This window comes from Lysinibacillus sp. NPDC086135 (assembly GCF_044746345.1).
Classification (GTDB): domain Bacteria; phylum Bacillota; class Bacilli; order Bacillales_A; family Planococcaceae; genus Lysinibacillus.
This window is the reverse complement of sequence record NZ_JBIVCA010000015.1, coordinates 82014-96045: the sequence shown is the minus strand read 5'-3', so window position 1 is coordinate 96045 and position 14032 is coordinate 82014. Positions and strand designations below refer to the sequence as shown.

The window sequence follows — 14032 nt, the reverse complement described above, 5'->3', positions numbered from 1 at the left end:
AAAGAGCATGAATTAGTGTTGGCTATCTACTTTATACCTACTAAAGAAAAAACAAGATTTACTAATTTTTCTGCATAAATAAAAAGAGGCATAAAGCATATTTATGATACGGTGTTTATTCTAAACGAAGAATAATGGTACATTTCATTGGATTTATTGTAAAAAGTACCTGATGCATTGTAAAAATTATGTAATATACTTCCTGATATTTTTGGAGATTTAGTAATTTTGTATTTTTAAGAAAATAGGACTTTTTTATAATTTTGAATAATTTACATATTTTTATAGATTTACTAACAGTTGTTTTAGTACACTGAATTTATGAATGGAAAGGGGCAAGTATAATGAAAAAGACGTTTTTAGCTGGTGCACTTAGTATTGCATGTTTTACAGGAGGTTTTGGATTACAAGCAAATGCTCAAGAAACTGTAGATGTTTCTAGTATTATCCATCCGAAACAGGCAGTTGCAGCGACTAAACAAGCGCAATCGATGACATACCAAGATCTTTATAAAACACTAGTAATTTCTAAATTATCTTATGAAGATAAAGAGATGACATTAGTAACGACGAAAAATAATATGACAGTAAAGATTTCGTTACAAGCACTATTGAAAACTACTGAAATGAGTGCACAAGAACAAAAAGAATTTAAAGAGCTTTTCGGTGACTCTATTCAAATGAGATTTACTCCATCTGGAAATGCATTTAAGGCGGAAGTTTATGCTGAAGGGAAATGGCAAGCTTTTGCTGATGAGGATTTGAATGATTTTATTGGATCAATTAAGGAAAATGATCTTGTGTTAAAACCAGGTGGTTACTTCACGGATACTATTGGACATTGGGCAGAGGGCTATATCCAATTATTGTTCCAATTAGACATTATTAAGGGTACATCTGCTACAACATTTAATCCAAATGGTCAAGTAACACGCGGACAATTAGTTACTATGATTTTCGGTGCTTCAGGATTAGATGTGAAGGAAGATTATGAAGGTCCTGCTACATATAAAGATTTGGCAAAATACCCGGGTGCGAAGGAAGTAGCGATTTTAGAGGAATATGGCATAATTGATATTTTTGATGGTGTTAATTTTGAGCCGTATAAACCTGTTACACGTGAGGAAATGGCATTTGTAACTGCAAGATACTTAGAAGGAATGGAATTTGATGTAAGTAAGGTTAGCAAAAATAACCCATTTGCAGACAAAAACCAAATGCGTAAGGAAACTGTTGAATCAATCGGATTATTAAAGCAATTAGGTGTGATTGATGGAGCAAACGGTCAATTTAATCCAAAAGGTAATCTTTCACGTGCACAGTTCGCTAAAATCTTATCACTAACATTTATGTTAATTGGTGACGAAAAGTAATTAAAAAAGAAGCAATCCACAATATGGGGTGGATTGCTTTTTTATTCGACTAGCATATGAAATACGTGACTTAATAAATAACCTAATAAAACGAATGCTATAATTGATTTTATTGATACTGAACGAATATGATGCAAAATAAATTCTGAAATACTGGCTGTTGCGATTAACCCAATCGATACGCCCATTAGTACGCCTTGTGCCTTATCAGATAACTCCCAATATTGACCAATCTGTATGAAAACACTAAAGAAAATCGAAAATGCTATAAAATAAATAAAGAGTCTCCAAAGCCGTTCTCCTTGTGATAATAATGCTGTAGAAAGTGCAAAGCCTTCTGGTAGATGATGTAGAATAATAGAAGCTGTAATAGCAATACTTAATGAGGCTTTCCCTAACAACTGTCCGATAGTAAGACTCATCGGAATAGTGTGGATAATGATAGCGATTGCCAATAGTGATACTGAGGAATTTTGAGTATGAGAAGTGTGAAATAAACTATTAAGTATTTCAAACATTAAATAGCCCAACAAAATGCCAAGTAACAGGCCAAATGATTTGTATATTTGAAAAGAAGAAGGAATGACGTCTACTACAAGTAAGCCAACTAAAAATCCACCACATAATAATGATAATCCATGAGTTGTATGCTGGAATAGCCTAGAGAATACCCAAGCTAGAGCTCCTCCAATGCTAGCACTAAAAAAAAGAAAGCCACCAAGTATCATTGCGCTCAACTGCAAAATTCCTCCACCCTATATATTCTTTAAGCTGTTTTTAAAAAATATATGCTAAGTAGAAACGAATATGATAGTCGTAAGTTTTAGAAAAAGGTCCGTTGTATGAATTACTAAAAAGTAAGAGATTAATTTATCGATAAATCTATTATTAGGGGCTTTATTATCGAAATCTGCGTAATCAAACCGGAATAGATATCAATCGCAAATTATAGTAGGTTCCTTTCCATAATTTAAAAACCCCGAGCGTCAATGCATCGACGTTCGGGGTTTATAAATCAATTATGCTTCTGCAAAATTTCGTGACACTCACTAAGAGGGTTAAAAGTGTATACCCGGTTTATCGCTTAGCTTGCAGCCTGTACCATATTTCGCTTTTAAGGCACCTTTAAAATTAGTTTGTTCAAGTTCAGGGTATGCCTGTTTCCAAAGTTCAAATACATTGTGACTTGAAGCAGTACCCTCTTTTGTTAGTCGAACAATATGGAAACCATATTCATCGTTGCATCGAGCTAATGGGCGATTCTCACGCACTGTAATGATCCGACCGCTCGCCGAAACATCATATAAGCCCTCGTAACCTGAAATAGCACGTCTTTCTTCATCGAAGTCAGCTGTTTTTTCTACTTTTTCTTTTTTTGCTTCTTTGGCTTCATTTTTTTCTGCAGGTTTAGCAGTTTCTTTAATTTCAGCTTTCTCTGCAGGCTCCACTACTTCTTTGATTTCATCATTCTCTACAGATTCAGCCTCTCCTTTATTTTGAGTTGAAAGCTGTTCCACAATAACGAAATCCTTGTTAGAAGCTTTGTCGCTCATTGTCGCCATGACGTTCATAATAGAACCTACATAACGTACTGGTTTATCTTTGCCTTCTTCAAATACAAAAATATTATAATCGGTTTTATTCATCTTCCTTATAATAATATTTCCTGTTTTAGTAGTAAAACCGATAAATTTGTTCTTTTTAAGTGCTTGTATTGCTTGTTGCTTTGTTAAAATCATTTTTAAAATCTCCTAAAGAATTGTTTTTTCTATTTTACCATAAAATCAGTTTTACTGTTTTTCTTAAATATTGGATGTTTCATTATTGCACTGATAATTCTTTAGACTGAGGGAAGGATTGCGTTTGTCGCTATAGTGTGGGGTTGATTTCCGTTTGGGTTGGGCGTTATTCTAGGGGCGTACGATGATCCCGAAGGAGTCGATCAACCTCCATTTCCATAAAATCACTTTAAAAAATTAGAATCCTTCGAAGGGAGAAATGGAGTTGTACGTAGAAATGTTCTAGTAACCTTGCAAGCTGATTAGGCAGATAATAGAATTGGTCCGGTAACGAAGAAAACTGATTGGGTAAAGTGATGGAGCAAAGAACTGCTCATGTCCCAAAGGTAAGCGCTCTACTCGTAGCCAATATAATCAAAGGAGGATTTATTTATGGTTCAACATTTATTTACTATGAATTTACAATGGTCGGAGGGGAGAAATGGGACGGGTAATATTGTTGCAGACAATCTAAATACGAAAATTTCTATTCCTCGAGAAATGAATGGACCAGGGATGGGGACAAATCCTGATGAAATGCTGCTAGGAGCGGCAGCAACCTGCTATTTAATTACACTGGCTACATTACTTGAAAATTCGAAGATTGCTGTGTTGGATTTGTCTATGCAAGCTGAAGGTTTTGTTGATGTCACGAACGGTGTTTTTACTTATGAGAAAATTTTACATAAGCCAAAAATTATTGTACAAAATTTATCTGAGCGAGAACGAAAAAGAATTAATCGATTAGCTGAGAAGGCAGAACAAACATGTATGATTAGTAAGGCATTAAAAGGAAATGTTCAAATTACATGCGAAGTACAGATTATACAAGGATAAAAAGGAACATCTCTATTAATGGCTAAATATGAGGAGTTATTCAAAAATGATTTTGAAATAACTCCTTTTTTGATTTATTACATGTATGCATTTTTAGTAGGCAGATTGGAGTAAAGACTTTACGTCTTATTGACGGACGCTTCACTTTCGGGCAATAAACATCGTTTCCCCGACATCCCCTAGAAAGCGCCTAACCAGAACGGAAATCAATCCACGTTATGGTGATGTACCTTTTTTCTACATATTATTATGGAATTGCTTCTTCAAAAGTAGTTCTATAAATGTCCCAAATGAATATATAAAGTTAAGTGGTAAAAAAATGCGAAGGATGATGTGTTGCACGAGCAGTCAGCTCAGACTATTAAATTTTATAGTCAGTACGGGAAAAGAATTTTTGATATTGCGGGGGCACTCCTATTACTTTTCATTACCATCCCTCTTATGTTAGTAGTATTCCTCGTTTTACTTATTAGCACAGGCCGCCCTGTTTTTTTTAAACAAATCCGTACCGGACAGGATCATCAGCGCTTTGTTATTTGGAAGCTGCGGACAATGACCATACAAGCAGTTCCAGTGAATATGCCTACTATGTGTGCAGGCGGAATTCCGGATGATTATTTTTTTAAAACTGAACAGGATGCACGAATCACAAAAGTTGGGGCCACTCTTCGCAAGTTCAGTATTGATGAAATTCCACAGCTCATTAATGTTTTAAAAGGAGATATGAGTATTGTTGGACCACGTCCAGAAGTTCCAACCATCACAAATGCTTATAACACTTTACAGGCACGGCGTTTAGAAGTAAAGCCAGGTTTAACAGGTCTAGCTCAAATTAACGGCCGCTCTAATATTTCTCACGGGCAAAAAATTTCATATGACTTAGAATACGTTGATCGTTATTCCTTTTGGATGGATTTTAAAATTATCATCAAAACACTTTTCGTAGTTTTAGCGAGAACAGGTGCTTATTAAAAATTAAGGAGTGTTAGGTTCTGAAGATCGTTCAGCTTATTACACGTATGGATAAGATTGGAGGAGCGCAAAAGCATGTGGAGGCACTCGCCATAAAATTAAAGCAAGATAGTCACGAGGTAACTATTGTAACAGGCCTTTATGATCCGTCACTGTGGCGCTTTCAAGAAGAAAAAATTGATGTTATCAGTATCCCAGCCATGCAGCGAGCGATTCACCTAAAAAAGGATTTACAGACCTTTTGGCAATTAAGAGCAACATTTAAAAACATACAACCAGATATTATTGCTGCGCATTCATCGAAGGCGGGCGCAATTGGTCGTGTAGTAGGAAGGCTTTTACGCATTCCAACTGTTTTTACGGCTCATAGCTGGAGTTTTACAGAAGGTGTACCGCACAAAAAAAAGAGGATGTATCGTCGAATGGAAAAATCAGTTCAGCCGTTGACAACTAAAATTATTACGGTATCTGAATATGATCGCAAGTTAGCATTAATGCAAAAAATTGCTCCTGCTCATAAAATGCTGACGATTCATAATGGCATCGATCAAATAGAGAAGCAAGTAGCACCTATAAAAGAGAATGAGGAGCATCCATTAATCGTGATGGTTGCTCGTTTTGAAGTGCCAAAAAGACAGGATTTATTGCTAGAGGCTTTAGTGGAGCTTTCTGATGTACCTTGGCGCTTGCAATTGATCGGTGATGGCTCACTGCGCCCTAGTTTAGAAGAATTTATTGCCGATAAAGGTTTAATAGATCGTGTCTCATTTTTGGGCAATCAATTAGATGTCACATCCTTACTTGAGGAAAGTCATGTATTTGTCTTGTTATCAGATTGGGAGGGCTTACCGATTTCAATTATTGAAGCAATGCGAGCTGGACTTCCAATTATCGCTACGAATGTGGGCGGTGTCAATGAGTTAATTTCTGAGTATGAGAATGGATTTTTAATTAATCGAGATGATAAAGATCTACTAAAGAACAGGCTTAAACAATTGTTAATAGATGAGAGCTTACGTCAAAAAATGGGGGACGCAAGTGAACGCCGCTTTTTAAGGAATTTTACGTTTCTACCAATGTATCAGAAAACGCTATTTATCTACGAACAGGCTGTTTTAAAATCGGCTAAGAAAGGTGATTAATTTGCAATTAATTCGCATTCGAACTGATGATGAGCTTATGTGGTACAAGGATATTTGGGATGAAATTTTAGCATCTGAGGACAATGATAATCCATTTATAGAATTTGCTTGGTTTTATAACTGGTGGCAAATTGTTGGACGAAGAGAGCGTGTCGAGCTCTATGCTGTTGAAGAAAATGGTACTATCATTGCCTTTTTCCCCTTCATGGTTCGACTTCGATGGGGAGTACGAATTTATGCCTTTGCGGGAGAAAATATTGCGAATTATTCAGGTGTTGTAGCGAAAAAAGAATGGCTGTTGCCCGCTACAACCTTTGTGTTTGATCAGCTCATTGAAAAGTATAAACATCTACTATTTTCATTTCATGGATTATTGGAAAGCAAAGACTCTACAAAAGTCATTGAGCAATATTTTGTTGAAAGGCAGTTACGTCCAAGTATTTTTCGTGTAGTGACTCCGTATCTTGCCTTTCATGATGTAGATATTCCTAACTACTTTAATCAACGTAGAAAAATGCATGGTATGGATAGAAGAGAACGGAAGCTACGAAAATTAGGCTCATTAACGAGGAAAATCCCTTCGCGAGACGAACTTTGGCAAATGTTTAGATTATTTGATCGACGATGGGCTAAAAAAATAGATACAAGTGATTTTACGAAAGGGAAGAAAAAGGATTTTTTCGAACAGTTAACGCTTCTTAAAGGGGAGGCATTGCAAGTCGAGGTAGACGCACTTGTTTTTGAAGACCAATGGATTGCCTTCACATATGGAATTTGCTGTCGTGGACGTTATGTAACTTACGCACTTGCACATGAGCCAACATTTAATATATTTGGGCCTGGCAGATTAGTGAATCAAGAAACGATTAAGCGAACGTATTCTGAAAACTATCGCTTGTTCGATATGAGTATTGGCTATGAGCCGTATAAGTTCGATTGGCGCTCTAATATTGATTTTACGAGGCGCATGCTCGTAAGCGGTGGAACGAAGCAAGCAAAGCTATTGGCGAGTAGCTATACGCTGAAGGAACGGCTCAAGGAATTTTTAAAGGACAATCATCGTGTCGTGGAATGGAAACGCAATACTCTAGGTCAATTACGTTACTTAGTAAAGTATGGGAAAGTAAAAAATTGGCTAGAATATGGACAACTATTCGTAGAAAAATTTATTCGTTTTAAGCAAGTGAATTTGTATGAATTATCCCCATCAGATAATGTTACACCGCAACGACCTGTAGGAGATTTGTTTGAGGAGTTGTCGATACAGGAGGCGATGCAACTCGATAAGGAAGAAATTATTTCTCTATTTTATAAGGGATACACGATTTACAAAGATTCTTATGCAGAAACGAATAAACCTGCGTTTGCATTACATGCGGTGAACTGGCGTGTAGATGATTTGCAAATTGTTGAAGCATTGCCAAAGCAGACATATTTTTTAACATATGATGTTTATAAAAATATCGATATTATTACAGCCTTCTTCCAAAAAATGAAACCTGCACAAACACTTTGGGTTACTGCGAGATTTTGGCAATGGCGAAAGCGTAAACGATTATTGCAGCTAGGCTATAAACGTATTTCTCGAATGAAACATTTTAAATGTGCTCGTTATGAGCGAAATCATGTAGAAAAATACACAGAGAGTGGGGGCGATGTTCATTCTGTCCATTAAAAGTAAGCGATGGAATATCGCAATGCAGCATTTTTATTTCGTAGAGAAGCCAGCCAATGTTAGAAAATCAATGAAGGTTATTGGCTATACAAATTCACTTGTACCAAGCCGTAAGCTTGTTAAAAGTGAAACGGTTCATATTCACCTTACAGATAGTGAGTTATCATTGTATCTTGCTCTTTCAGAAAGTAATCGAAAAATTCTTCGACGTGCACAAAAAGAGTCCTATCAAGTTTTTATTTATAAAGAACCATCAGATGCCAATTTACGAGCCTTTCAACAGTTTTATAATAACTTCGCAAAAAGAAAAAAACTCGAGCTAATTAGTAAGTCTCAAATGGAAGCTATTACGCTTTTAAAAAATAAAGGAGCACTATGGTTGTCTGAGATTCGCAGTATTTGTGGACAAACACTATGCTATAGACTCGATATTATATACGCTAAAAAAGCGATGTCCTATTATGTAGCGACTTGTCATTCACAATCAATGCCAGAGCATTTAAAAAGACCAATTCGATATGCAAATCGGTTCTTACTATGGCATAATTTATTGCATTTAAAGGAGCAAGGCTTTGTTTTATATGATATGGGGAAGCTGACAGATGATCAAAATGTTCGTGCGTTTAAACTAGGCTTCGGTGGACAAGTCGTCGATGTATATTCTGGTTACATTACCCAATCCAAAATACGTGCACTGTTACTGGGCGTGCAAAAATGGAGGAAGTAGTCATTGAAGTAAATCGTGGAGGTCTTGTTATATCATTGGATTTTGAGCTAAATTGGGGTGTCCACGATGTATTTAAGCACGGACAATACAATAAAAATTTATATGGCGTCCGTGAAGCATTGCCTAAAATACTAGAGTTGTTTGAACAGTATGGCATTCATGCGACTTGGGCAACAGTAGGTCTATTGTTTGCAGAAACAAAAGCGGAAATGGCTCACTACTTAAGAGGTATTCCAATAAAATATAAAAACATGCGCTACGCAGCACATACACAACTTGCAAAAGTAGGAGAAAATGAGCAAGAGGACCTTTTACATTTCGGCAAATCCTTAATTGAGAAGATTAAACGTACGCCACATCAAGAAATAGGCAGTCATACATTTTCACATTTTTACTGTTTAGAAAATGGACAAACTGAAGCAAATTTCCGTGCAGATTTACATGCTACTGCTATGATTTGTGAAGAAAATATTGGACCGATGAAATCGATTGTCTTTCCGCGTAATCAAGTGAATGAAGCATATTTTTCAGCATGTAAGGAAGTAGGGTTTGTATGCTATCGAGGAAATGAAAAACACCCGTTGTACGATCCTCAAAAATTTACGAAAAAAAGTCGACTATTAGGTGCGAAAAAATGGCTGGATAGCTATGTTAATATAACGGGAAATCATCTAGTAACGCTAGAAGAAATGCAAAAGGATTCCTTTATTAACATTCGTTCAAGTGCATTTTTAAGGCCCTATTGTAGCCCTTTACGATTTTTTGAAGGCTTAAAAGTCCAACGTATAAAAGAGGGTATGCATGCAGCTGCAAGGTCTAAAGCTTTTTATCATTTATGGTGGCATCCTCATAATTTTGGCAAGAATATCGAAAAAAATTTAGCTATGCTTGAGGAACTTTTACAGTATTATCAGGAATTGCATAATCGATATAACTTTCAAAGCTATACGATGTACGAAGTCGCAGAAATTTGCCAAACTTTATCCCGCAAAAGCCCGATAGGTGAAGACTAATAATCAGTAGGGGTGAAAAAACCCCACTGAATCAAACATAAAAAGTAGCAAACTAGAAAATTGCCTAGTTTGCTACTTTTTGTGTATAAAGGGGTAAATGGAGTATGTAGATTTTTTAAGAAATTAAGAGGGAAAATACCGAACTTTGACGAAAGTGTATGTACTAATGGTACTATTAATATGGAAGATATTTCACTAGGTATATTTATAGGATCAATAAAGAAGTATAGGGCAATTGACTTTAATTCGGCATTGGACGCCCCAGGGAAACGCCCAGCCGAAATGGAAATCAACCCTTCGTTATGCTGATGAATTTTCAATATATAGAATGGGAAAATTTGAAGATAGTTATAGAAAAATGACGTAAAGGCGGTCGGTTAACATGTTTATTCAACCAGAATGGCAGTATAAGCAAGAAAATGGTTCAGCTATGCATCAATGGGTGAAGCAAAAAGAAAATCCACTTCCAAATGATGTAGATATTATTTTGTACGGTGCTTTATTATCGTATGATAGTAAACCATCCGAAAAGGCACTGTATCCAACAGCATTTCGAAAGGCTTGGCCAAGTTTTCAATCTTATAATTTAGATGAGCAAGTAGATTTGCGCGCGTTGGCAGTCGTTGATGTAGGTGATGTAGCAATCCATGAGACGGATAGAATGCTTTCAGAGTCAGCTATAGAAGCTGCGGCTGAAAGTTTAAGCACCGCATATTCTAAAAGTTTCACGTGTCTGATAGGTGGAGATCATGCGATAACAGCTTGCTCTCTTAGAGGAATAAAGAATGCTTTTCCAAAGGATCGCATAGGGATTATTCAAATTGACACGCATTTGGATGCTCGGAATCAGGAGGAAATTGGTTTAGCTATGGATTCTCCAATACAGCAGCTCATTGCAGCAGGCGTTGTAGAAGGGAAACATGTTTATAATGTCGGGTTACACGGATTTTTTAATTCACCTGAAATGATTCACTACGCGAAAGAACAAGGAATACATATGATTACGTTAAAGCAAATGCGTCGTGATGGCATACAATTAACAATTCGTGAAATGCTCCGTCAGCTTATGTATGAGGTAGATCGTATTTATGTATCTGTTGATTTGGATGTGCTCGATATTACATTCGCCCCAGATGTACCTGCTGCAACACCAGGTGGTTTAACGGCCTGTGAATTATTTGATATTCTAAAGCTCATTGGAGAAAATGAAGGAGTCCGCCATATTGACTTTGTCTATGCCGATCCAAAGGAGGGGGATCTACGCCCCGAAACAGTGAAAATGGGTGTGACAGCATTTTTACAATGGCTAACAGGTATTCGACTGGATTACCGCAATCGTATTCAAAAAAATAACGTCCAAGGTGTCAGTAAATAATCCAGTAAAAGTCGGTTTCTCACGCAGGTCGTAAAGTGTGATGCAATCAACTTTTTTGCATAAAGATTGTCCGAAACAAGGGGGCTTATTGATAACAAAGGGGGAGGAAATATGGTTATAAAATTAGAATCCGAGCGTCTATGTATAGAACCTTTTACTATGGATGACGCATTCAGAATCAAAAAATTAGCTAATGACAAAAGATTAGCAGATATTCTTGGGCTTCCGCACCCATATGAATTGAAGTTCGCACAAGATTGGATTAATATGTAGCCAGAACTTATAAAACGAGGAGTCGAATACCCTTTAGGAATTGTTTCAAAAGAATCGAGAGAAATTGTAGGTACGATTACGTTAAGAATTGACAAGGTCAACAATAGAGGTGAACTTGGCTATTGGCTTGGTCAGGACTATTTGGGGAAAGGTTTTGCAACCGAAGCTGTAAATAGCATGATTCATTTTGGTTTTATCGAACTAGGTCTTAACAAAATTTGGGCATCTGCCATTTCTAGAAACAAACCATCGACTAGGGTGTTAGAAAAGTGTGGATTGCGCAAAGAAGGAACATTGAGACAAAATAGATTTTTAGTGGATACATATGAAGACGTTGATGTTTATGGGCTTTTAAAGGCAGAATACCCCGTCTTGGCTCTCTAATAAAATGATGATTATGGCGAGGCATAATGATGGAAGTTTAGGTACTGCATAAAATTAACACTATGCTATATATTGTAGATGTTCTCATATAGTTTGCTATAATAGACAATGCTTCATAAAAGTATGATAGATAAATACAATTATTGTATTGTAATAGAGAGGACTATTTATATGACAACAAAACCAAAACTTTTAATTGTGGATGGCATGGCGCTATTATTCCGTTCATTTTTTGCATCGGCTGCGATGGGGCATTATATTCGCCTGGCGGATGGGACACCTTCTAATGGTGCCCAAGGATTTGTGCGTCATGTATTAACGGCACAATCTATTATGAAGCCGACCCATCTTGCTGTTTGTTGGGATATGGGTGCACATACATTCCGTAATGAATTATTTGATGGCTATAAGGCTAACCGTCCATCACCACCAGAGGAAATGCAACCGCAATTTGATATGGCGAAAAATTTATCGCAACAAATTGGTTGGCAAAATTTCGGTGTTAAAGGAATGGAGGCAGATGATTTAATTGGCTCAATGATTACAAAGTTTCAGGATGAGGCTGACATTACGGTAATTAGCGGAGACAAGGATTTACTGCAACTTTTAAGACCATCAGCAGAAATTGCTTTTACGAAAAAAGGCTACTCAGAGTATGACGTTTATACGCATACGCGCTTTCAAGAGGAATATGGCATCGAACCTATTCAATTTGCACAGGTCAAAGCGTTTATGGGAGATACGAGTGACGGTTATCCAGGCGTTAAAGGTATTGGACCAAAGCAGGCACTTACGTTAATTCAAACATATGGTTCTATCGAAAATGTTCTTACGTCAATAGACGAATTAAAGCCAGGTCAACGCACAAAAATTAAAGAGAATATAGACATGCTAAAATTGTCACACGAGCTTGCAACAATTCAAACGAACGTACCAATCGAGGCAGAATTAGCGAGCTTAGTATTACCTAATTACGAGCCTCAAACGTTCAAAGAAATAGAAGAACTTGGCTACACATTAATCGCCAAGCAGGCACGTTCACTTTATTCACTTATTTAACTTCTTTCAGCGGGGTGTCCAAACATCTGTACCTGTTGCTATGCTTTCGGCACAAAAAACATTTGCATGCTTAGCACAAAGCAGATTCTGGGCGCAATTATGCCGAGGCATAATTAATCAACAAACATCAAGTTATCCACGCAGAGTATAGAATTATGCTCTGCTTTTATTATACAAATTTTGAGTAAGCTTAAATTATTGATAAGAAAAGAGCGTTTCTAGCATTGCAAGCACGCTCTCGTCTAGCTCGGTGTAATTTTCACGAAGCTCAATACTTTTTCATTATCTTTAAAAGGAGCCGTTCGAATTTTACTCTCACGATTAGGGCCGCCATTATCATGGAATATTAACCACAGCTCATCATTGCGTATTTCATAGCCAATGAGGGGGACCCAATGATAGACGAAGGTAGATTTTTTATCGCGCCAATTTAAGCTGAAATATCGATCAAAGCGTATGGCGACAGGGCGACCTGCATCGATTTCCTGCATAGCTTCCTTTAACGTACAGTCACGAATATCCCATGTCGGACGGAGCCGACGAAGATTGCGAATTAGCCGCCATTTAAATAACCCGATTTTGGTGCCACCGAGAAGTTTATAAAGCTCATTTACCGAGGGAGCTTGATCTTCTAAATAATTTAAGACTACGTGTACAGTTGTAGGACCACAAGCTGAATTATGGTATTTTGGTGAAATGGATGCATCATATTGAGACTTTCCAAGTAGCGACAGTTGCTGGCGCATCATAATCTCCTTTTTAAAAAGAGCCGCATTTCAAAAAGAAATGCAGCTCGTTTTTCCATTATTGTTGTGCAGATAAGAATTCTATAACTTGCTGAGGTGTTTTAGCATTTGCACTATGTAAGTGTGCTAATTTTTCACCGTTTTGGAAAATTAGTAGGCTTGGAATACCCATTACATCATATTTGTCCGCGATTTCTGGAAGCTCATCACGGTTAAGTTCATACCAGTCATATTGGTTGTACTCTTCGATAATTGGATCGATGAACATATTCATGCGTGTGCAATCTGGGCACCATCCAGCGTAAAATTTCACTAGAACTTTTTGATCACCTGAGATAAGTTCATTAAATTGTTCAGCAGTTGTAATTGTTTTCATTAGTATTTCACTCTCCTTGCTTTCCATTCTACACATTTTTTCCTCAACCTGAAAGTTTTCTGTTTGGAATTATTGCTATCTACTTATTGTTATGTTTTCGCTCGTAAAAAACAAAAAAAGTTGTGTATCGAAAAAATAATTGGTGAAAAAAGATTGCTAAATCAGACAAAATAATCTAAACTAAAAACAGAAAAAGTAGTTTTATCTTTATTCAGCAGAAGATATTAACCTCTAATCCAAAATGGTAGCTGAATGAAGATAAGCCTCAGTCGTATGTCACAGATTACGCGTAAAATGATCTG

General features: G+C 36.8%; 13 protein-coding genes and 1 pseudogene. 10 read left to right on the top strand and 4 right to left on the bottom strand.

Annotation, left to right across the window (positions count from 1 at the left end):
- The first annotated feature begins 344 nt into the window (after window positions 1-344).
- Window positions 345-1373, top strand: coding sequence for an S-layer homology domain-containing protein (locus ACIPKN_RS18690; protein ID WP_400938854.1), 1029 nt, complete (start codon window positions 345-347; stop codon window positions 1371-1373).
- 41 nt (window positions 1374-1414) lie between these two features.
- On the opposite strand, the gene ACIPKN_RS18685 is transcribed toward ACIPKN_RS18690, so the two are convergent.
- Complete coding sequence (locus tag ACIPKN_RS18685) at window positions 1415-2101, bottom strand: ZIP family metal transporter (RefSeq protein WP_400938957.1); 687 nt, start codon at window positions 2099-2101, stop codon at window positions 1415-1417.
- 330 nt (window positions 2102-2431) lie between these two features.
- The gene (locus ACIPKN_RS18680; protein ID WP_400938852.1) at window positions 2432-3112 is read right to left on the bottom strand and encodes an NUMOD4 domain-containing protein; all 681 of its coding nucleotides are present in this window, start codon (window positions 3110-3112) and stop codon (window positions 2432-2434) included.
- Between the two features lie 432 nt (window positions 3113-3544).
- Between ACIPKN_RS18680 and ACIPKN_RS18675 the strand changes: the two genes are divergently transcribed.
- The 9 genes and pseudogenes from ACIPKN_RS18675 (at window position 3545) to ACIPKN_RS18635 (ending at window position 12608) form a co-directional block, all read left to right on the top strand.
- Window positions 3545-3988, top strand: a complete 444-nt coding sequence (locus ACIPKN_RS18675) for an SACOL1771 family peroxiredoxin (protein WP_142509353.1) — start codon at window positions 3545-3547, stop codon at window positions 3986-3988.
- A 333-nt stretch (window positions 3989-4321) separates the two neighbouring features.
- Window positions 4322-4960 carry a sugar transferase gene (locus ACIPKN_RS18670; protein ID WP_400938850.1) on the top strand — a complete coding sequence of 213 codons (639 nt, stop codon included), beginning with the start codon at window positions 4322-4324 and terminating at the stop codon, window positions 4958-4960.
- Window positions 4961-5007: 47 nt separating this feature from the next.
- Window positions 5008-6102 (top strand): glycosyltransferase family 4 protein, encoded by a 1095-nt coding sequence (locus ACIPKN_RS18665; protein WP_400938847.1) that lies wholly within the window; start codon window positions 5008-5010, stop codon window positions 6100-6102.
- A 1-nt stretch (window position 6103) separates the two neighbouring features.
- Window positions 6104-7777, top strand: a complete 1674-nt coding sequence (locus ACIPKN_RS18660) for a GNAT family N-acetyltransferase (RefSeq protein WP_400938845.1) — start codon at window positions 6104-6106, stop codon at window positions 7775-7777.
- Complete coding sequence (locus ACIPKN_RS18655) at window positions 7758-8504, top strand: hypothetical protein (protein ID WP_400938842.1); 747 nt, start codon at window positions 7758-7760, stop codon at window positions 8502-8504. Before ACIPKN_RS18660 ends, ACIPKN_RS18655 begins: the two co-directional genes overlap by 20 nt.
- A complete protein-coding gene (locus ACIPKN_RS18650; protein WP_400938840.1) occupies window positions 8492-9517 on the top strand; it encodes a polysaccharide deacetylase family protein in 1026 nt (341 codons plus the stop codon). Before ACIPKN_RS18655 ends, ACIPKN_RS18650 begins: the two co-directional genes overlap by 13 nt.
- 382 nt (window positions 9518-9899) lie before the next feature.
- Entirely contained in the window at window positions 9900-10892 is a 993-nt protein-coding gene (locus ACIPKN_RS18645) for an agmatinase family protein (protein ID WP_400938838.1), read from the top strand.
- Between the two features lie 111 nt (window positions 10893-11003).
- Window positions 11004-11549: pseudogene (locus ACIPKN_RS18640) on the top strand (GNAT family N-acetyltransferase).
- Window positions 11550-11720: 171 nt separating this feature from the next.
- Window positions 11721-12608 carry a 5'-3' exonuclease gene (locus tag ACIPKN_RS18635; protein ID WP_400938835.1) on the top strand — a complete coding sequence of 296 codons (888 nt, stop codon included), beginning with the start codon at window positions 11721-11723 and terminating at the stop codon, window positions 12606-12608.
- Window positions 12609-12850: 242 nt separating this feature from the next.
- Here the strand turns inward: ACIPKN_RS18635 and ACIPKN_RS18630 are convergent, their stop codons facing one another.
- The gene (locus ACIPKN_RS18630) at window positions 12851-13354 is read right to left on the bottom strand and encodes a C39 family peptidase (protein ID WP_142509385.1); all 504 of its coding nucleotides are present in this window, start codon (window positions 13352-13354) and stop codon (window positions 12851-12853) included.
- Between the two features lie 58 nt (window positions 13355-13412).
- Window positions 13413-13757, bottom strand: coding sequence for a thioredoxin family protein (locus tag ACIPKN_RS18625; protein WP_256469537.1), 345 nt, complete (start codon window positions 13755-13757; stop codon window positions 13413-13415).
- Between the last annotated feature and the right edge of the window lie 275 nt (window positions 13758-14032).

Coding starts and splice junctions, on each gene's coding strand:
- ACIPKN_RS18675 (WP_142509353.1), top strand. CDS start 3,545: ATGGTTCAACATTTATTTACTATGAATTTACAATGGTCGGAGGGGAGA.
- ACIPKN_RS18655 (WP_400938842.1), top strand. CDS start 7,758: ATGTTCATTCTGTCCATTAAAAGTAAGCGATGGAATATCGCAATGCAG.
- ACIPKN_RS18680 (WP_400938852.1), bottom strand. CDS start 3,112: ATGATTTTAACAAAGCAACAAGCAATACAAGCACTTAAAAAGAACAAA.
- ACIPKN_RS18630 (WP_142509385.1), bottom strand. CDS start 13,354: ATGCGCCAGCAACTGTCGCTACTTGGAAAGTCTCAATATGATGCATCC.
- ACIPKN_RS18650 (WP_400938840.1), top strand. CDS start 8,492: ATGGAGGAAGTAGTCATTGAAGTAAATCGTGGAGGTCTTGTTATATCA.
- ACIPKN_RS18635 (WP_400938835.1), top strand. CDS start 11,721: ATGACAACAAAACCAAAACTTTTAATTGTGGATGGCATGGCGCTATTA.
- ACIPKN_RS18665 (WP_400938847.1), top strand. CDS start 5,008: ATGGATAAGATTGGAGGAGCGCAAAAGCATGTGGAGGCACTCGCCATA.
- ACIPKN_RS18645 (WP_400938838.1), top strand. CDS start 9,900: ATGTTTATTCAACCAGAATGGCAGTATAAGCAAGAAAATGGTTCAGCT.
- ACIPKN_RS18625 (WP_256469537.1), bottom strand. CDS start 13,757: ATGGAAAGCAAGGAGAGTGAAATACTAATGAAAACAATTACAACTGCT.
- ACIPKN_RS18690 (WP_400938854.1), top strand. CDS start 345: ATGAAAAAGACGTTTTTAGCTGGTGCACTTAGTATTGCATGTTTTACA.
- ACIPKN_RS18685 (WP_400938957.1), bottom strand. CDS start 2,101: ATGATACTTGGTGGCTTTCTTTTTTTTAGTGCTAGCATTGGAGGAGCT.